The following is an 18260-nucleotide window of genomic DNA, read 5'->3' on the forward strand; positions in this document are numbered from 1 at the left end:
GCCGATCAGCACCCCGAGCTGCTGAAGCCGAGCTTGAGGCCCGGCAGCTTGAACACCCCGGCCGTCGTCGCGTAGTTGACCTGACGCAGGTTCGCGATGCGCACGGTGTCGGCCTGCTGGCTGAAGACGCCGATCGGGCCCTTCACCCGCGCCTTGTCCAGTGTGCTCGCGTCGTTGCCGATCTCGATGTGGTTGAACGACGCGTCGCCCGACAACTCGGTGGAGTCGGTGGTCAGATCGGTCGCCGACACCTTCTCCTTGCCGCCGCCCGCCCGGATCAGCAGGTTGGTGCCGCCCAGGTCGACGCTCTGGCACAGCTTGGTGAGCGTGGCGTTCCTGATCGCGGAGGTGACGACGAGTACCTGGCCGCCGGTGTCGCCGGCGTTGGGGCTGCCGTCCGCCATGTTGTCGAGCGCGCCGAACTGCTCGAAGCCGGTGCCGTTGAGTTCGGTCGCGGTGACGGTGAACGGCATGCCGGAGATCGCGAACTGCACGCCCAGCGCACCCTGCGCGGTGAGAACCGCGAGGCCGGCCGCGATGAGGGTGGCGGGCACCGCCATCACCGCCGCCCGGCGCGCCCGGACGCGTCCGCGCCTGTCGCCGACGCCGCTTTCGGTCTTCGGTGCTTCGGACGGTGAACCGCTACCCGGGTTCTCGGGGATGTTGCCTTCGGACGAGACGTCCGGGGACGAGGCCATGTCTGCTCCCATGGGCATAAATCAATGCGGGTTGGGCTTCAGTGGCGCGGTGTCCTGGCGCGGACAGCGGCTGTCGCGCACGCTCCTCGCACTCCCGGCGGATGCAAGGGCTTTCTCGTTACGCGACAGTAGCCTTTGAGGAAGTTACCGCCGGTTACAACAAGGGGTCAAGGGAGATGTGAAAATGGGGTGTCGGATGTGCGTAGCTGACGTTTCCTGAGAGCAACTCGCCCTCGACGCCTTGACGTTGATGGTTGACGAGGTTTACAACTTCCCGTGTTTCCCGGATCCGTGGCGCCGGATCCGCCGAGCGGCACCGGCCGCGTTCCCGGCCCCGTCACGGCAGCCGTTCGCGTCGCCCCGCAGCAACCGCTCACCTCGGCTCACGCCGGTTCACGGTGACCTCACGTCGGCTCCGGCCGCCCGTGCGGGGTCACCGTCCTTTCTGTCCGGCCCACCGGCCCCCCGGCCTTGCCCCGAGGCTCGTCGGCCCGGTGCCCGGCTCGCCGCCGTCGCGTGTCCGTCGCGTACGGAGAAGGCGCGACGTCCCCGCGTCGGCGGCATCGCTCGTACCACCGCACGGTCCGCACAACCGCACGGCCGCACCACCCGCACGGTCCGTACGACCCGGCCACCCCCCATCGCACTCGTCCGAACCCCACTCAGGAAAGAGGCACCCGCATGCGTACGCGATCTCTGCTCGCCCTCGCCGGTACCGCCACCGCGCTCGCCCTCACGGCCGCGGCACCCGCCTTCGCCGGCGCATCAGCCGGTTCCGTCCTCACCAAGGGCAGCGCCGGCGGCACCGCCGTCGCGGTCGGCGACACCCTGACCGCGCCCCTGGCCTCCGGCACGGCCGCCACGTTCTACTCCAGCGCGACCGGCACCAGTGGCGTCAAGTGCACGGCCTCCCAGTTCACCGCCAAGGTCACCGGCAACCCGACCGCCCCGGGGACCGCCACCGAGTCCGTCACCGGGCACACCTTCGACAGCACCACCTGCACCAGCAACGTCACCGGCGTCCTCGGTGTCAACGGCATCACCATCGACAACCTGCCCTACTCGGCGACGGTCGCCTCCAGCGGCACCCTGAGCGTCCAGCCGCCGAGCGGCTCCGTCATCCAGGCCACGGTCAAGCTGCGCACCCTGCTGGGCAGCGTCACCTGCGTCTACCAGGCGCCCGGCCTGACCGGGAAGGCCGCCAACGCGGACAACAGCATCACCTTCACCAACCAGCAGTTCACCAAGAGCTCCGGCTCGTCGCTGTGTTTCGCCAACGGGTACTTCACGGCCAAGTACGCGCCGGTCACCGACGGCGGTGTCAACGTCTTCGTGAACTGATCACGAGGAGCGGGTAGTTCAGCGTCGTCGTAGACGCAGCGCGAAGGCGGCGCCCCCGGTGAGCAGCAGCACCGCGGCGGCGCCGCCCGCGAGCAACGGGGCCGAGGGCCCCGAGCCGTCGTCTGTCGACTCCGCCACCGGAGCGCTGCCGGCGGCGGCGTTCCGCTTGCGTGAACTCGCGTTGGCCGAGGCGGCACTCGGGCGCGGGGCGGGCGTACCATGTCCGGACGCGGCGCCCGTCGGGGCCCTCCCCGGCGCCCGCTTGGGTCCTGACGCCCCTTCCGCCCCCGATGCGCCCGGCGTTCGTCCGCCGGTCGGGAAGTCGACGTCGGAGCAGGAGTAGTACGTGTCCGTCGTGCTGGTGTTCCGCCAGATCGTATACAGGATCTGACGCCCCGTCCGGTCCTTCGGCAGCGTCGCGCCGATGTGGTACGCCCCCTTCTCCAACGGGGGGTCCGTGACCTCGGCGAAGGGACGTTCCGGCAGGTCGGACCAGTTCAGGGGCTTGGCCGGGTCGTAACCGGGCTTCGTCAAGTACAGCTCGAACTTACCCGTGTGCGCGATGGTCGAGGCGTACGTCATGGTCAGCCGGGCGCCGGGCGTCAGCCGTGTCGCCGGCCAGTCACGCCGGGGCAGATCGAGGCCCCGGTACGCCGGCAGTCCGCCGCTGCACAGTTCGCCGTCCGCGATCACCTGCCGGTCGCGGCCCGCCACCCCGGCCACCCGCAGGTTGTCCCACGCGGTGAACGGGCCGCCGTTCGCCGCGATCGCCGCCCGGCAGGCCGCGGAGCGTGCGGCGGCGCCGCCCTCCGGGGAGCAGGCGTACACCCGGCTGACCGGATCCGTGGGAGCGCCGTGCGCCTGGGCGGGCCCGGCCGCCAAGGAGAGCAGCAGGAGCGGGGCCGCCGCGGCGGCGGCCACGGCGCTCGGGCGGGCGGTCATCCGAGTCATGCGGGACGTCTCCTCGGCGGGGGCGGGAACAGGGCGTGCGGTGTCCAGTACGGCGCCCACGTCCGCCGTGTTCATCCGGCCGGCCTGTCGGCGCGGGACGCAAAGCACAGACTGCCCGGGCTGTTTCGCACCATCCGCGCAGCCTCGACGAGGGTTCACGCGTCCTGCGGCGCCGGACGCGTGAGCGGTGCCGCTGCACCGCCGTTCCGGGCGCCGACTCCCTTCGACGCGCCGTGAGTTATCGTGTGGACAGGCGAAAAACAAACCGCATGTCCCGTTCGTTCAAGGCGCAAGGAAGGGTCAGACGATGGCGAGGCAATTACGCGCTGAACAGACCCGGGCAACGATCATCACGGCCGCCGCCGATCTGTTCGACCGGCACGGCTACGAGTCCACCAGCCTGAGCGACATCGTCGCCCACGCCAAGGTCACCAAGGGCGCGCTGTACTTCCACTTCGCCGCCAAGGAAGACCTGGCCCACGCCATCCTTGAACTTCAGGCCGCGGTGGCCCAGCAGCTCGTCGCCGACGTCGAGAGGCGCGGCTACTCCTCGCTGGAGACCCTGATGCGCACCACCTTCGGCATCGCCCGGCTCGCCGTGGAGGACCCGGTGCCACGGGCCGGACTACGGCTGGCCAGCGCGGACATCGCCGTACGGCCGCCGCTGCGGCACCCCTTCACCGAATGGCTGGAGTTCGCCACCCGGAAGTTCGGCGGAGCGGTCCGGGAGGCCGATGTGCACGGCGATCTCGACGTGGGCGCCATCGCGCACTCCCTCGTCTGCTTCTTCGTCGGCACCCGGGTCGCCGGCCGCACGATCGAACCCGTGGGGCGGCTGCCGCGCCGGGTCGCGGAGATGTGGCACCTGATGATCCGGGGCCTGGTCCCGGTGCACCGCCGCCCCCGCTACGTCACCCTCGCCACGCAGCTGGAGCGGGAGATCAGAACCGTCTGACGCGCGCGGTACGGTGACGGACATGCCCGACACCCCCCTCGCGCCCGTGCTCCTCGGCAACACACCGGGCTCGTTCCCGCACAGCGTGCTGGCCGAGCGGCACCCCGCGATCATCGGACAGGTACGCGACGCCTTCCCCTACGGGCCCGGGCAGCACCGCGCGCTGGACGAGCTGCTGGCCGCCTGTGCGGACGGGGTGATCGAGCCGCTGCCCGCCGACGCCCCGGACCGTGACCGCTGGCGGCAATGGGACCTGCCCGACCACGAGGGCAGGTCCTGGTACGACGTGCCGTGGCTGTGGGCCGAGAGCTACTTCTACCGCAGGTTGCTCGACGCCGTGGGCTACTTCGGCTCCGGCGCCTGGCGGGGTGTCGACCCCTTCCGCCCGTTCAAGCGCGCCGAACTCGACGCGCCCGAGACCGACGAGGAACTGGCCGCCCTGGACGCCCTGGGAGAGCTGCCGGAGCAGGAACGGGCGCGCGCCCTGCTGCACGGATCACTGTGGGGCAACCGCGCCGACCTCGGTTTCCGGCTCTCCGCCGCGGGCGCCGAGGCCCGCGAGCCGGTCCCCGCGCTGGTCGCCGACGACAGCGACATCCTGTGGTCGCTGCTGCCACCCGGCGGGGCGGGCACGCTCGTGCTGGTCGCGGACAACGCCGGCCGCGAACTCGTCCCCGATCTCCTGCTGATCGCCCACCTCCTCGCCGAGAAGCGGATCGCGCGGGCCGTGCTGCACGTCAAGCCCTACCCGTACTACGTCTCCGACGCCACCACCGCCGACGTGGTCGACGCTCTGAACCGGCTGCGGGCGGCGCCGGGCGCGGCCGGTGTGTACGGGCGCGCGCTCTGGACGGCGATGGCCGACGGCCGGCTCGACGTGACGGCCCACCCCTTCTCCTGCGCCCCGCTGCCCTTCGCGCGCATGCCGGACGACCTGCGCGCCGACTTCGCCGGGGCGACACTGACGATCGTCAAGGGCGACCTCAACTACCGTCGACTGGTGGGCGACCGGCGGTGGCCGCCCACCACGCCGTTCAGTGAGGTGACCGCCGGCTTCCCCGGCGCGGTCGCCGCACTGCGCACCCTGAAGTCCGAGGTGATCACCGGGCTGTCCGTACAGACCGAGGCCGCCCTGGTGGCGGCGGAGGATGAGCGCTGGCGCACCAGCGGCACCCACGCGCTGATCCAGGTCCGCCCGTCACCCGAGGCGCAGCGGCAGTGACTTGACCCCGTTGATGAAGTTGGACACCAGTCTCCCCGGCGGCCGGGCGAGCCGCGGCTCCGGCAGCAGGCGCAGTGCCTCCTCGTAGAACAGGCGCAGTTGCAGCCGCGCGAAATGGGCGCCCAGGCACACGTGCGGGCCGTTCCCGAAGGAGACGTGCGGGTTGGGGGAGCGCGCCGGATCGAGCCGGCCGGGGTCGGTGAAGACCCGCTCGTCCCGGTTGGCGGAGGCATGGAACACCACGACCTTGTCACCGGCCCGGATCCGCCGCCCCGCCAGCTCGGTGTCCCGCACGGCCGTACGGCGGAAGGTCAGCACCGGCGGATGCCAGCGCAGCAGCTCCTCGACTCCCGTACGCAGCCCCACCTTCCCCTCGCGCAGCAGCCGGTACGCCTCCGGGTGCTCGACGAGGGCCAGCAGCCCGCCGGGAGCCGCGCCGCGCACCGTGTCGTTGCCCGCCACCGTGAGCAGGAAGAAGAACATCTCCCGTTCGGCGTCGGCCAGTTCGTCCTCGTGCGCGAGCGTCGTCAGGATGTCGTCGGCGGGATGGCGCCGTTTGTGTGCGGCCAGCTGCCGGGCGTACCCGAACATGTCCCGCAGCAGCGCCGGAGAGCGCGGGTTCACCGGCTCGCCCGCCCCGTCCAGCACCGCCAAACCCGCCTCGTCCGGGTCCTGGTAGCCGATGACCCGCTGCGTCCAGTGCAGCAGCAGACCCCGGTCGCTCTCCGGAACGCCCAGCAGATCGGCCAGGTTGAGCAGCGCGTACTCGTCGGTGACGGCGGCCACCACATCGACCGTGCCGTCCCCGTCCCGCGCCCGCCGCACCGCCCCGGCGAGCAGCGCGCGCGCCCGCCCCCGGGCGACCGCGGCGAACCGGTCCACGCGCGCGGGGGTGAACGCCCGGCTCACCAGCCGCCGTAGCCGGCCGTGCCCCGGAGGATCCTGGTTGAGCATGGTGCGGCGGATGAACGGCAGGTCCTCCGGATCGGGGTCCCGGATCTGGGTCGCGCCGAGGTACGAGGAGAACGCCGCCGCGTCCTTGAGTACGCGCACCACGTCCGCGTGCCGGGTCACCGCCCAGAACCCGGGGCCGGCCGGCCAGCCCAGCACCCGCGGTTCCTCCTGCCAGGCGACCGGATGGTGGTCGCGCAGGACGCGGTAGTCGTCGTAGGGCACCCCGACGGCGTACCGGCGGGGGTCGAACACGTCGGGCACCGGGGGAGCGGCTCGGACGCTCACGCCTGTTCGCCGATGACGGCCGTCTCCAGCGCGTCCCCGGCAGGCGCGGTGTCCGCCCGCAGGAAGTCCTCCACCACCCGGATCAGTTCGAGCGGGGTCTCGTCCATCGCGTAGTGCCCGGCGGACGGCAGCTCGGCCAGTTCGGCCCGTGGATACCAGGACAGCCAGGTCGCCCGCAGGACCGCCGGCGACAGGGCCGGGTCGAGTGCCCCGGCCACGGCCAGCGCGGGCACCTCGCTGCCCGCCACGTCGGCGTGGAAGTCCTCGCCCGCCCACGAGTCGAGCCACGCCCGGAACGCGCCGGCGTCACTGCGCTCCAGCGAGCGGTCCACCATCCGGTCCAGCCAGGCGGCCGGCCGGCGGCCCCCGGTGGTGAAGTCGATGATCGCGCGCCGGTTCTCCGGCCGGTGCGCCGCGTCCGCGAACAGCACGTCCTGCCCGTCGGGCAGCGGCATCCCCGAGGCCGGCACCGGGGAGACGCCCGCGATTCGGCGCAGCCGGTGCGGGGCGACGGCCAGCAGCCGCTGCGCCACCGCCCCGCCCATGGAGTGCCCGATCACCGAGAACCGCTCCCAGCCGAGCAGATCGGCCAACCGCACCAGGTCCAGGGCGGCTTCGGCCGTCGTGTACGAGCCGACGGCGTCCCGGGCCGCGCCGTAGCCGCGCAGGTCGACCAGGGCGTAGGTGAAGGCGGTGCGGTCGAGATCCGGCAGGACGGCCGCGAAGGCGGACCGGTCGGCGAACCAGCCGTGCACGGCGAACACCTTGTGGGCGCCGTCGCCGTGCACCTCATGGGGCAGTACGAAGGAGGTCATGGGCCTACCGTGGCGCCCGCGGGACGGCCACGGCAAGAGCGCCGCCCGAGCCGACCGGCAGCACACGCGAACGGCCCTGGGGCCGGTGTTTCGGAAGCAGTTCACGCGATGGTGTGATCATGTGCGGCGCCGTGGATGGGGCCGAGGGCCCACGGGTAGGGCCCGGCCATGACGCAGCCGTTCGAACTCCCGCACTTCTACATGCCGTATCCCGCGCGGCTCAACCCCCACCTCGACGAGGCCCGTGCCCACTCGACGCGGTGGGCACGCGAGATGGGCATGCTGGAAGGGTCCGGGATCTGGGAGCAGGCCGACCTGGAGGCGCACGACTACGGGCTCCTGTGCGCCTACACCCACCCCGACTGCGACGGCCCCGCCCTCTCGCTCGTCACCGACTGGTACGTGTGGGTCTTCTTCTTCGACGACCACTTCCTGGACATGTACAAGCGCACCCCGGACCGCGCCGCCGGAAAGGCCCACCTGGAGCGTCTGCCGCTGTTCATGCCGCTCGACCCGTCGACTCCCGTGCCCGAGGCCGCCAATCCGGTGGAGGCGGGCCTGAAGGACCTGTGGGCGCGCACGGTGCCTTCGATGTCCGTGGACTGGCGCCGCCGCTTCTCCGTGGCCACCGAGCACCTCCTCAACGAGTCGATGTGGGAGCTGTCCAACATCGACGAGGGGCGGATCGCCAACCCGGTCGAGTACATCGAGATGCGCCGCAAGGTGGGCGGCGCCCCCTGGTCGGCGGGGCTGGTGGAGTACGCGACCGCCGAGGTGCCCGCCCGCGTCGCGGGCACCCGCCCGCTGCGCGTCCTGATGGAGACCTTCTCCGACGCCGTCCACCTGCGCAACGACCTGTTCTCCTACCAGCGCGAGGTCGAGGACGAGGGGGAGAACAGCAACGGCGTGCTCGTCCTGGAGCGGTTCTTCGACTGCACCACCCAGCAGGCCGCCGACACCGTCAACGACATCCTCACCTCGCGTCTGCACCAGTTCGAGCACACGGCGCTCACCGAAGTCCCGGCCGTCGCCCTGGAGGCGGGCCTCGCCCCGCACGAGGTCGCCGCGGTCGCCGCCTACACCAAGGGGCTCCAGGACTGGCAGTCCGGCGGCCACGAGTGGCACCTGCGCTCCAGCCGGTACATGAACCAGGGCGCCCGCAGCGGCTCGCCGTGGCAGGCCCCGAGCGGTCCCGGCACCTCGGCCGCCGACGTCGGCGCGCTCCTCGCCGGCGCGGCCCGGGACCGCCTGCGCGCCTACTCGCACGTGCCCTACCAGAAGGTCGGCCCCTCGCTGCTGCCAGAGTTCCACATGCCCTACCGGGTGGAGCTGAGCCCCCACCTCGACCGGGCCCGCCGCAATCTCCTCGCCTGGACGCACCAGGTCGGGATCCTCGAGGAAGGCGTCTGGGACGAGGAGAAGCTCGCCGCGTACGACCTCGCGCTCTGCTCCGCCGGCCTGGACCCGGACGCCACCCCCGAGGCCCTCGACCTCAGCGCCCAGTGGCTCGCCTTCGGCACCTACGGGGACGACTACTACCCCCTCGTCTTCGGCCACCGCCGGGACCTGGCCGCCGCCCGGCTGACCACCGCCCGGCTGTCGGCGTGCATGCCCGTCGACGGCGAACCGGTCCTCGTCCCCGGCAACGCCATGGAGCGGTCGCTGATCGACCTGTGGGCGCGCACCACGGCCCGGATGGCGACCGGGCAGCGGCGCACCCTGAAGACGGCCGTCGACAAGATGACCGAGAGCTGGGTGTGGGAGCTGTCCAACCAGCTGCAGAACCGTGTCCCCGACCCCGTCGACTATCTGGAGATGCGGCGCTCCACCTTCGGCTCCGACCTCACCCTCAGCCTGTGCCGGATGGGCAACGACCCCGCGGTCCCGCCGGAGGTGTACCGCAGCGGCCCGGTGCGCTCCATGGAGAACGCGGCCATCGACTACGCCTGCCTCCTCAACGACATCTTCTCGTACCAGAAGGAGATCGAGTACGAGGGCGAGATCCACAACGCGGTGCTGGTCGTGCAGAACTTCTTCGGCGTGGACTACCCGGCCGCGCTCGGCGTCGTCCACGACCTGACGACCCAGCGCATGCAGCAGTTCGAGCACGTCATCGCGCACGAACTGCCCGTGCTGTACGACGACTTCCAGCTGTCCGGGGAGGGGCGGGCGGCCATGGACGGCTACGTCCTCGACCTGCAGAACTGGCTGGCCGGCATCCTCAACTGGCACCGCGAGGTGGACCGCTACAAGGCCGAGTGGCTGGGCCGCCGCGCCCACGGTTTCCTGCCCGACCGCGCCCCGGCGCCTCCCACGCTGCCCGCGTCGCCCGCCTTGCCCGTTCAGCTCGTCGGCTGACCTCGCGCCGGCCACGGCCCCGCGCCGGCCACGGCCCCGCGCCGGCCACGGCCCCGCGCCGGCCGCGGGGCCGCGGCCGCTCACGCCATGATGTCGCCCCGTATGCCCGGAAGCCCGCCTCAGGGCCGCCGGGGCGACCGCGCCGCGCGGCCGACGGCCGCCCCGCCGGCGCCCGGACCACCGGCTACGGCACCGACCCGTCACCGGACGGCTCCGGCTGGAACAGCGTGGCCAGGAAGAAGGGATGCCCCCCTCCTCCTCGGCCGCCCCGGACCGCGGCTGGGGGCCCTCGGTGACGCCCGCCGACTCGAGGCGGCCCCCCGGCTGCCGCCCCCGCCGGCGGCCGGACCACCGGCTACGGCACCGACCCGTCACCGGACGGCTCCGGCTGGATCAACGCGGCCAGGAAGAAGGGATGCCCCCCTCCTCCTCGGCCGCCCCGGACCGCGGCTGGGCGCCCTCGGCGACGCCGGCCAGCTCGACGCGGCCCCCCGGCTGCCGCCCCCGCCGGCGGCCGGACCACCGGCTACGGCACCGACCCGTCACCGGACGGCTCCGGCTGGATCAACGCGGCCGGGAAGAAGGAGTGCCCCCCTGCCCCCTCGTCGGCCGCCCCGGACCGCGGCTGGGCGCCCTCGGCGACGCCCGCCGGCTCGAGGCACTCGACGCGGCCCTCCCGCTCACCCGGCCGCGCGCGGCGGTCGGCGGTGGCGCGTTGCGACTCGCCCCGCGCTACGGGGGCGCCGATCCGTGCGCCCTCACCGCCCTCACGGCCGCCGGGAGCCGTACCCGGTGCCGCGCCGGTCGGCCGCCGCGCCGGGGGCGAGGTGATCGTGTCTCCACCGCCATGGCTACCCCACGCGACCCTTCGGCCAGTCTCACTCGTTCGTGTCTCGTCGCGACCCGGCGCCCCGGGTAGAGCACCAGCCGGAGGCGAGCGAACCATGGAACAGACTGCGTTGCGTCCCAAGCCGATGCCCGGCCAGGACCGTCGGGACGAGGACGACACCCCCGCCCCGGCCCGCCGTCCGCACGCCGCGCCCCGACGCGCGCGGCGGCTGCGGACCCTGCTGTGCGGCTTGTTCGCCGGCACCGTCCTGCTGCTCGCCGGCGTCGGCATCGGCTCCGTCGGTGCCACCGTGATCGGCATGAGCAGACTCGCCGAGCTGCGACGCCAGGCCCCGCCGCCCGCCCCCTGGGCCAAGGCCACCCCCGCCACCACCCTCGACCCGGTCTCGGCCCGGGCCGGGGCGACCCTGGGCGTGGAGGCCGTCGACGCCGAGAAAGCGGGGGCGGTGGTGATCGCTGTGCACGTGCCCGGACCGGGCTACACGGCCGGCCTCGTCCGTGGGGACGTCCTGCTGCAGTTCGGCGCCACCCGCGTCGACACCGCCGCCGACCTCGTCCGGGCCGTCGCCCACGCGCGGCCCGGCAGGGGCGTACTCCTCACCGTGCGTCACATCAGCGGCGGCTACCAGCAGTTGACGGTGGTCCCTGGGATCGTGACCTGAGCGCGGCCGGCCCACGGGGTCGCCTCCCACCGCCCGCGCGCGTGACCGCCGTCGGCCGGTGACACCGGGATTTCCACGGATCTCCGCCCGCCACCCCGGCCGACCCGCTGGTGACCGTCCGCCCCGCGCGCCATGATGGCCCCAGGGCGCGTCCCCGCACGGGACGGCCCAGCACGTTTCCCCACCCCGCGCCCGGAGGCCCGGATGACCGGCAGTACGCCCGCGCCCTTCACCGCAGCCGACTACGGTGCCCGCATGGAGCGTGCCGCGCGTTCGGCCGCCGAGGCCGGTCTCGCGGGGCTGCTCGTGGCGCCGGGACCGGACATGGTCTGGCTGACCGGGTACACGCCGACCGCCGTCACCGAACGGCTCACCCTCCTCGTCCTCGTCCCCGGCAGCGACCCCGTCCTCGTCGTGCCCGCCCTGGAGGCCCCGGACGGCGAGAGAGCCACCGGTGACGGTGGGCCGGCCCTGCGCGACTGGACCGACGGCAAGGACCCCTACGCCGTCACCGCCGCGCTCCTCGACGGCCGGGGCCGGTTCGGTGTCAGCGACAACACCTGGGCCATGCACCTGCTGGGCCTCCAGCGGGCCCTGCCCGATACCTCGTACGCCGCTCTCACCGACGCCCTGCCCATGCTGCGCGCGGTGAAGGACGCGACGGAGGTGGAGCTGCTGGCCGCCGCCGGCGCGGCAGCCGACGCGACGTTCGAGGAGATCCGCGAGGTCCCCTTCGCCGGCCGCCGCGAGTCGGACGTCGGCCACGACCTCGCCGACCTGCTGCGCCGCTTCGGCCACTCCCAGGTCGATTTCACGATCGTCGGTTCCGGACCCAACGGCGCCAACCCGCACCACGAGGTCGGCGACCGCGTCATCCGGCCCGGGGACATGGTCGTCCTCGACTTCGGCGGCCTCAAGGACGGCTACGGCTCCGACACCACCCGTACCGTGCACGTGGGCGAGCCCACCGAGGAGGAGCGCCGGGTCCACGACGTCGTGCGCGCCGCCCAGGAGGCCGGCTTCCGGGCCGTACGGCCCGGCGCCGCCTGCCAGGAGGTCGACCGCGCCGCGCGCGCGGTGATCACCGACGCCGGGTACGGCGCGTACTTCATCCATCGCACCGGGCACGGCATCGGCGTCACCACGCACGAGCCGCCGTACATGATCGAGGGCGAGGAACAGCCCCTCGTGCCCGGGATGTGCTTCTCCGTGGAGCCCGGTGTCTATCTGCCCGGCCGGTTCGGTGTGCGCATCGAGGACATCGTCACGGTCACCGCCGACGGGGGCCGCCGTCTCAACAACACCACCCGTGAGATGGTCATAGTGGACTGAGAGACCCAGGAGACTCATCCACGACGACACCCGGAACGGCACACGCGCGACCCATGACCCAGGCATCGACACCCACCGCGGACACCGTCCGCAGACTGGTCCGCTCGCTGCTCGACGAGGGCACCGGCGGCACCGGCGGGCCGAAGGTGCGGCCCGTCGGGGAAGGCCATGAGTACACCTGGTGGGTCGGCGCCCGCCATGTGCTGCGACTCGCTCCCGACCGCGCGGCCTCCGTCCGCCGCCGCCGCGAACTGCGGCTGCGCGACCTGCTCCGCTCCCATCTGCCCGTCGCCCTCCCCACCAGCGTGGCGCACGGCGACTGGGCGCCCGGCCTCGCCTTCACCCTGGACGCCCTGGTGCCCGGCGGCACGGCCGAGGAGCACGACGTCTCCGCCGTCGGCGAGGCCGACCTCGCCGGACTGCTCACCGGACTGCGCGCGGTGCCCGTACGACAGGCCGAGGCGATCGGGGTGCCGCGCGGAGCCCCGCGCTCCCTGGAGGCGCTGCGCCGGATGGCCGTGCACGCGGCCGAACGGCTCGCCGCGGCCGACGAGTTCGACGCCGCCCGCCTCCATCAGCTCACCCCGCCCGGTGCCGCGCAGCTCGCCACGCAGCCCGGCGCCGCCGTCCTCACCCACCACGGTCTGACCGGCGAGCACGTCGTGGTCAGCGCCGACGGGCGGGTGCGCGCCGTCCTGGACTGGACCGAGGCGGTGATCGGCGACCCGGCCGAGGACATCGCCGGGCTTGCCGTCTCCGTGGGCTCGCCAGCGGCCGTGCGCGCCGCCACCCTGGCCGGCTACGGCCCCCGCCCCTGCCTGCGCGGCCTGTGGCTCGCCCGCTGCGACACCGTCATGCGCCTCACCGACCACCTCGACGGCCGTACAGGAGACACCGTGGCCCTGCTGCGAACCCGGCTGCGGCGCGCCTGGGAGCCGATCCTGCTGGAGCGGGTGACGGCCTTCGAGGGCGACGAGCCGGAGCCGTGACGCCCGGAGCCGTGACGCCCGGAGTCGTGACGCCCGGGGCCGACGGCCCCGCCGAGGCGCGTCGCCCGCGCGCGTGGTCCCGGCGCCGCGCCCGCCTCCGAGCCGTACCGCCCCTCTCGCCCCCGCCGCCCCTCACGTCTGCGTCAGCACTACACAGGACTCGCCGGGCAGCTGGAGGAGGCCGGTCGGGCCCGGTGCCCCGACCGGTTCCCACGCGGCCAGAACCTCCACCCGGCCGGTGCCCAGCGGGATCTCCGCCGGGTCCTTGGCCAGGTTCACCGCCACCCGTACGTCACCGCGCCGGAAGGCGAGCCAGCGGGCCTTCTCGTCGTACGCCACCTTCGTGTCGGCGAGATCGGGATCGGTGAGGTCGGGCTGCTCGTGGCGCAGGGCGATCAGCCTCCGGTACCAGTCCAGCACGCGCGCGTGGGGCTCGCGTTCCGGCTCCGCCCAGTCAAGGCAGGACCGGTCCCGGGTCGCCGGGTCCTGGGGGTCGGGCACGTCCTCCTCGGCCCACCCGTGCGCCGCGAACTCCCGCCGCCTGCCCCGCCGCACCGCCTCGGCCAGCTCGGGATCGGTGTGGTCGGTGAAGAACTGCCAGGGGGTCCCCGCGGCCCACTCCTCGCCCATGAACAGCATCGGCGTGAACGGCGCCGTCAGCGTGAGCGTCGCCGCGCAGGCCAGCAGGCCGGGGGAGAGGGTGGCGGACAGCCGGTCGCCCTGGGCGCGGTTGCCGATCTGGTCGTGGGTCTGGCTGTAGCCGACCAGCCGGTGCCCGGCCACGCGCGCGCGGTCCAGCGGACGGCCGTGGCGCCGGCCCCGGAAACTGGAGTACGTGCCGTCGTGGAAGTAACCGCCGGTGAGCGTCTTGGCGAGTGCGGCGAAGGGGGCACGCGCGAAGTCGGCGTAGTACCCCTGGGCCTCCCCGGTCACCGCGGTGTGCAGGGCGTGGTGGAAGTCGTCGTTCCACTGCGCGTCGAGCCCGAGGCCGTTCTCCGCGCGCGGGGTGATGAACCGAGGGTTGTTCAGGTCGGACTCGGCGACCAGGAACAGCGGCCGCCCCGACTCCTCGGCGAGTGCGTCCACGGCCGCCGACAGCTCCTCCAGGAAATGACGGGCGCGCGTGTCGTACAGCGCGTGCACCGCGTCCAGGCGCAGCCCGTCGACGCGGTAGTCCCGCAGCCACGAGAGCGCGCTGCCGACGAGGAACGCGCGCACCTCGTCCGAGCCGGGCGCGTCCAGGTTCATCGCCGAGCCCCACGGAGTGTGATGCGTGTCCGTGAAGTACGGCCCGAACGACGGGAGATGGTTACCGGACGGACCCAAGTGGTTGTGCACGACGTCCAGGACGACCCCCAGACCGAGTTCGTGCGCCCGGTCGACGAACCGCTTCAGCGCCTCGGGACCCCCGTACGGCTCGTGCACCGCCCACAGCGACACCCCCTCGTACCCCCAGCCGTGCCGCCCCGGGAAGGGACACAGCGGCATCAGCTCCACGTGCGTGACACCCAGCTCCACCAGGTGCTCCAGCCGTGCGGCGGCCGCGTCCAGGGTGCCCTCGGGCGTGTACGTGCCGACGTGCAGCTCGTAGAGCACCGCACCCGGCAGCCCGCGGCCCGCCTCCTGCGCCGTCCGCCACGCGTACCGGCCGTGGTCGACGACCGCGCTCAGGCCGTCGGGGCCGTCCGGCTGGCGGCGCGAGCGCGGATCGGGCAGCACCGGACCGTCGTCCAGCGCGAACCCGTACCGGGCGCCGTCCCCCGCCTCCGCCTCTCCCGTCCACCAGCCCACGCGCACGGTGTCACGCGCCAACGCGCGCTCACCGCCCTCGCAATGGAGCGTCACTCGATCTGCCTGCGGTGCCCACACCTCGAACTGCACGGACGGTTCCCCTTCGTCTGCTGACCGTGATGTCCCGCGTCTCATCGTGCCGCCCGCGCGGGCGATCCGCTTTCGAATCCGCCCATTCCCAGCGGGTGTCGCGCAACGACCCGCGCCCGCACACCGATTCCGCGTCTTCTGGACACTCGCGGTTCACTGCCCGACAATCACTCGCGTGACGTCGTCCTTCGAGTTCTCCACCTACCCCGCTCGCCTGTCCGACGTGGAGCGGGACAAGGCGCTGCAGGTGCTGCGTGACGGCGTCGCCATGGGCCGGCTGTCGCACGACACGTTCGTACGCCGCATGGAGCTGGCGCTCGCCGCGCGCCGCTCCGACGAGCTCGCCGCCCTCGTCGCCGACCTGCCCCGGGAGAACCGTCTCTCCCGCGCGGTGCTCGGCTCCGTCGAGGCCGTCTCCGGGTTCACGGTACGGCTGCGTCGCGCCTGGCAGGCCGAGCGGCTGCCCAAGCTGCTGCTGCCGCACCCCGCGCACGGCGGGCCGCTGCGCATCGGCCGCGACCCGTCCAGCGGGCTGCGGCTGAACCACGAGACGGTGTCCCGGGCGCACGCCGAACTGAGCCGGCAGGGCGGCCTGTGGGTGCTGAAGGATCTCGGCTCCACCAACGGCACCACGGTCAACGGCCGCCGGGTGACCGGCTCGGTCGTCGTCCGCGAGGGCGATCAGGTCGCCTTCGGCAGGATGGCGTTCCGGCTCTCCGCGACCCGGGTCCACGGCGGGGCGTGAGCGCGGCGGCCGGTCGAGCGCGCGTACGCACCCTCCCGATCGGGTGAGCGGGACTGTGGAAGCGGGGCCGCCGTGCCGATGCAACGGGCATGACGCACCTCACCAGAGCGACAGCGACGGCCGGCGCCCTGCTGGCGGCCGCCGGTCTCCTCGCCGCATCCCCGGCCCGGGCCGAGTCCCGTGCGGCCGTCCCCGGCAACTGGCTCTATCTGACGGTCACCCGGGGCGACGCCCACTCCGGCGACACGCGCGGCACCCTGCTGCTGTGCGATCCGCCGCAGGGCCACGCGCACGCGGCCCAGGCCTGCGCCGAACTGGCCGACGCCGACGGGGAGATCGACCGCATCCCGGCCCGCGGCGGTTTCTGCTCCATGATCTGGGCCCCGGTCAGGGCCCAGGCGCGCGGGGAGTGGAACGGCCGGCCGGTGCGGTTCCAGGAGACGTACTCCAGCCGGTGCGTCATGACCGCGCGGACCGGCTCGGTCTTCGCTCTCGACGGCTGAGCGCCACCGCTCCCCGCCGCCCGGAGCCCCGTACACCCGCGCGGCCCCCGTACGACTCCCGCGGCGTGCGCGGCCCATGCGGTGGGGGCGCCCGCCGTGCGGCTTCACGGCATCTGCTCCCGGGCCTGCTGCGCCGCCACCAGCACCGTCCGGGACTGGTGTTCCACCTGGTGCTCCAGCGGCACCCAGCGGGCCCTGAAGCGCGCCGCGAACGAGTCGCACCAGTCGGCGACGAGGTGCTCCAGACCCGGCGCCGCGCCGTCGTCCGCCTCCCGTAGCACCCGCAGCAGCATCGCCGCCGCCCGCAGCGGCAGACGGCGCCCGAAGGCGTCCACGCTGCCGACGTAGGCCATGGTCGTGCCGGCGGGCGCGGTGTGGGTCCAGTCCGCCGCCAGGCCCGGAATCAGGTCCAGCGCCCAGCGCGCCGCCCGCAGCAACGGCCCCTCGGCGTCGTGCAGCCGGGGCAGGGCCTCGGCGAGGATCCGCTCCACCTCCAGCGAGTCCCGCAGCAGCCGCCGGGCCAGGCGCCGTATCGCCGCCGCCGGTGCCGGGTGCGGTGCCGGATCGTCCACCAGGTCGCTCGCCCACATCGGCACCTCCACCACGGCCGTCAGACCGCCGTGGCGGTGCGTGTGGTACCAGGTGCTGCGCCGCGCGTCGTCCGGCATGCTCGGGTACGCGACCCCCGACTCAGGGCCCGGCATCACATGCACCCCCGGCCCGGAAGCCGGCCAGCCCGCCGCGTCCGAGGCGCCCGTCTCCACCGGGATGTGCAGCTGGGCCGCCGACTTGGCGAACGGTTCCGCGAGGCCCGGCACGTCCCGCGTCAACTGCACCCAGCTGCCGCCCAGATCGGTGCCGTGCAGGGTCACCTGGAGGTAGGGGCGCACCTCGTCGATGACGGCGGTCAGCGCCCGGGTCTCGGGCGGCAGCCGGTCCGGCGGCAGCACCGACGGCGACCACTCCGGCTGCTCCGCGCCCGTCGGCCGGTAGAAGCCGAGGTGGTAGTCGAGCAGACTGCGCGGCGCCGGGGTCGTGTGCAGGCTCGCCCCGTCCGGATCCGCGCACAGCAGGAAGTGCCAGGACGTGTCCGTCCGCAACTCCCTTTCGGACAGGACCCGTTCCGCGAGCACCCGCAGCGTGGAGCCGCCCGTCGGCTCGTTGGCGTGCGCGCCCGCCACCACCAGCACCGACCGCTCGGCGTGCCCCACGGACAGCAGGTGCAAGGGTCTTCCCGCGCGCGAGCTGCCCACCTGCCGCAGCGTGCACAGCCCGGGCGCCCGCGCGGCCAACGCGCACGCGAAGGAGACCAGTTCGGGAACACTGGGGTAGCGCAGCTCCGGCAGGAGACTCACCCCCGACTTGGTTTCCGACCGGCTTCGCACTCCAAGTCCCGCACGGGATGGGTGAACTGTCAAGCATGCGCGTGCCGTCACCGCGGGCGCCCGGACGCAGTGACCGGCGGGCTCGCGCGCCACTGCGTTCCGTGGGCTCACTACTGGTGCAGGCCGCGTCTTGGAAGCGCTCCCTGGCCGTCTACGCGCGCGTGTCGCCCACCGGGGGCGCCGAGGCCTTCGTGGCCCTCCTGCGCGCCACATGGGCCGCTCCAGGGGTGTCGGGAGCGGACGAGGCCTCCACCTCGTCCGCGGCCCCGGACGGATGAGCCACAGGCGCGGGCGTCCCGGCGGCCCGGCGGCCACGGCGTCGGGCCGCCGAGCCG

At 73.7% G+C, this 18260-nt stretch carries 16 protein-coding genes; 10 read left to right on the forward strand and 6 right to left on the reverse strand.

Features of this window, described 5'->3' with window-relative positions:
- Positions 1-5 precede the first annotated feature (5 nt).
- A complete protein-coding gene (locus tag ACIBA9_RS17265; RefSeq protein ID WP_399364122.1) occupies positions 6-698 on the reverse strand; it encodes a DUF6230 family protein in 693 nt (230 codons plus the stop codon).
- A gap of 681 nt (positions 699-1379) precedes the next feature.
- Between ACIBA9_RS17265 and ACIBA9_RS17270 the strand changes: the two genes are divergently transcribed.
- Positions 1380-2039 (forward strand): Tat pathway signal sequence domain protein, encoded by a 660-nt coding sequence (locus ACIBA9_RS17270; protein ID WP_399363758.1) that lies wholly within the window; start codon positions 1380-1382, stop codon positions 2037-2039.
- 18 nt (positions 2040-2057) lie between these two features.
- Here ACIBA9_RS17270 and ACIBA9_RS17275 read toward each other — a convergent pair whose 3' ends face one another.
- Entirely contained in the window at positions 2058-2990 is a 933-nt protein-coding gene (locus ACIBA9_RS17275; protein WP_399363760.1) for a lytic polysaccharide monooxygenase, read from the reverse strand.
- 307 nt (positions 2991-3297) lie between these two features.
- Here ACIBA9_RS17275 and ACIBA9_RS17280 point away from each other — a divergent pair, with 307 nt between their 5' ends.
- Positions 3298-3945 (forward strand): ScbR family autoregulator-binding transcription factor, encoded by a 648-nt coding sequence (locus ACIBA9_RS17280; RefSeq protein WP_362153051.1) that lies wholly within the window; start codon positions 3298-3300, stop codon positions 3943-3945.
- A 22-nt stretch (positions 3946-3967) separates the two neighbouring features.
- A complete protein-coding gene (locus ACIBA9_RS17285; RefSeq protein ID WP_399363762.1) occupies positions 3968-5167 on the forward strand; it encodes a damage-control phosphatase ARMT1 family protein in 1200 nt (399 codons plus the stop codon).
- Here the strand turns inward: ACIBA9_RS17285 and ACIBA9_RS17290 are convergent.
- Positions 5144-6406 carry a cytochrome P450 gene (locus ACIBA9_RS17290; protein WP_399363764.1) on the reverse strand — a complete coding sequence of 421 codons (1263 nt, stop codon included), beginning with the start codon at positions 6404-6406 and terminating at the stop codon, positions 5144-5146. The genes ACIBA9_RS17285 and ACIBA9_RS17290 overlap by 24 nt on opposite strands.
- On the reverse strand, positions 6403-7221 hold the full coding sequence (locus ACIBA9_RS17295) for an alpha/beta fold hydrolase (protein WP_399363766.1): 819 nt from the start codon (positions 7219-7221) through the stop codon (positions 6403-6405). Before ACIBA9_RS17295 ends, ACIBA9_RS17290 begins: the two co-directional genes overlap by 4 nt.
- Before the next feature lie 168 nt (positions 7222-7389).
- Between ACIBA9_RS17295 and cyc2 the strand changes: the two genes are divergently transcribed.
- The 4 genes from cyc2 to ACIBA9_RS17315 all read left to right on the forward strand — a co-directional run bounded on the left by cyc2 (position 7390) and on the right by ACIBA9_RS17315 (position 13411).
- The gene (gene cyc2 / locus ACIBA9_RS17300) at positions 7390-9579 is read left to right on the forward strand and encodes a germacradienol/geosmin synthase Cyc2 (protein ID WP_399363768.1); all 2190 of its coding nucleotides are present in this window, start codon (positions 7390-7392) and stop codon (positions 9577-9579) included.
- A gap of 944 nt (positions 9580-10523) precedes the next feature.
- Positions 10524-11090 (forward strand): PDZ domain-containing protein, encoded by a 567-nt coding sequence (locus ACIBA9_RS17305; protein WP_399363770.1) that lies wholly within the window; start codon positions 10524-10526, stop codon positions 11088-11090.
- Between the two features lie 204 nt (positions 11091-11294).
- On the forward strand, positions 11295-12422 hold the full coding sequence (locus ACIBA9_RS17310) for an aminopeptidase P family protein (protein WP_399363772.1): 1128 nt from the start codon (positions 11295-11297) through the stop codon (positions 12420-12422).
- 53 nt (positions 12423-12475) lie between these two features.
- Positions 12476-13411 (forward strand): phosphotransferase family protein, encoded by a 936-nt coding sequence (locus ACIBA9_RS17315; RefSeq protein WP_399363774.1) that lies wholly within the window; start codon positions 12476-12478, stop codon positions 13409-13411.
- Between the two features lie 132 nt (positions 13412-13543).
- On the opposite strand, the gene treZ is transcribed toward ACIBA9_RS17315, so the two are convergent.
- A complete protein-coding gene (treZ, locus tag ACIBA9_RS17320) occupies positions 13544-15292 on the reverse strand; it encodes a malto-oligosyltrehalose trehalohydrolase (protein ID WP_399363776.1) in 1749 nt (582 codons plus the stop codon).
- Between the two features lie 175 nt (positions 15293-15467).
- On the opposite strand from treZ, the gene ACIBA9_RS17325 reads away from it, so the two are divergent.
- Positions 15468-16037 (forward strand): FHA domain-containing protein, encoded by a 570-nt coding sequence (locus ACIBA9_RS17325; protein WP_399363778.1) that lies wholly within the window; start codon positions 15468-15470, stop codon positions 16035-16037.
- 89 nt (positions 16038-16126) lie between these two features.
- On the forward strand, positions 16127-16540 hold the full coding sequence (locus ACIBA9_RS17330; protein ID WP_399363780.1) for an SSI family serine proteinase inhibitor: 414 nt from the start codon (positions 16127-16129) through the stop codon (positions 16538-16540).
- Positions 16541-16644: 104 nt separating this feature from the next.
- Here ACIBA9_RS17330 and ACIBA9_RS17335 read toward each other — a convergent pair whose 3' ends face one another.
- Complete coding sequence (locus ACIBA9_RS17335) at positions 16645-17895, reverse strand: M14 family zinc carboxypeptidase (protein WP_399363782.1); 1251 nt, start codon at positions 17893-17895, stop codon at positions 16645-16647.
- 131 nt (positions 17896-18026) lie between these two features.
- Here ACIBA9_RS17335 and ACIBA9_RS17340 point away from each other — a divergent pair, with 131 nt between their 5' ends.
- Positions 18027-18203 carry a hypothetical protein gene (locus tag ACIBA9_RS17340; RefSeq protein ID WP_399363784.1) on the forward strand — a complete coding sequence of 59 codons (177 nt, stop codon included), beginning with the start codon at positions 18027-18029 and terminating at the stop codon, positions 18201-18203.
- Positions 18204-18260: the final 57 nt, after the last annotated feature.

It is taken from the genome of Streptomyces sp. NPDC051452, from assembly GCF_044454765.1.
Classification (GTDB): Bacteria; Actinomycetota; Actinomycetes; order Streptomycetales; family Streptomycetaceae; genus Streptomyces.

Coding starts and splice junctions, on each gene's coding strand:
- ACIBA9_RS17265 (WP_399364122.1), bottom strand. CDS start 698: ATGGCCTCGTCCCCGGACGTCTCGTCCGAAGGCAACATCCCCGAGAAC.
- ACIBA9_RS17270 (WP_399363758.1), top strand. CDS start 1,380: ATGCGTACGCGATCTCTGCTCGCCCTCGCCGGTACCGCCACCGCGCTC.
- ACIBA9_RS17275 (WP_399363760.1), bottom strand. CDS start 2,990: ATGACTCGGATGACCGCCCGCCCGAGCGCCGTGGCCGCCGCCGCGGCG.
- ACIBA9_RS17280 (WP_362153051.1), top strand. CDS start 3,298: ATGGCGAGGCAATTACGCGCTGAACAGACCCGGGCAACGATCATCACG.
- ACIBA9_RS17285 (WP_399363762.1), top strand. CDS start 3,968: ATGCCCGACACCCCCCTCGCGCCCGTGCTCCTCGGCAACACACCGGGC.
- ACIBA9_RS17295 (WP_399363766.1), bottom strand. CDS start 7,221: ATGACCTCCTTCGTACTGCCCCATGAGGTGCACGGCGACGGCGCCCAC.
- cyc2 (WP_399363768.1), top strand. CDS start 7,390: ATGACGCAGCCGTTCGAACTCCCGCACTTCTACATGCCGTATCCCGCG.
- ACIBA9_RS17305 (WP_399363770.1), top strand. CDS start 10,524: ATGGAACAGACTGCGTTGCGTCCCAAGCCGATGCCCGGCCAGGACCGT.
- ACIBA9_RS17310 (WP_399363772.1), top strand. CDS start 11,295: ATGACCGGCAGTACGCCCGCGCCCTTCACCGCAGCCGACTACGGTGCC.
- ACIBA9_RS17315 (WP_399363774.1), top strand. CDS start 12,476: ATGACCCAGGCATCGACACCCACCGCGGACACCGTCCGCAGACTGGTC.
- ACIBA9_RS17330 (WP_399363780.1), top strand. CDS start 16,127: ATGACGCACCTCACCAGAGCGACAGCGACGGCCGGCGCCCTGCTGGCG.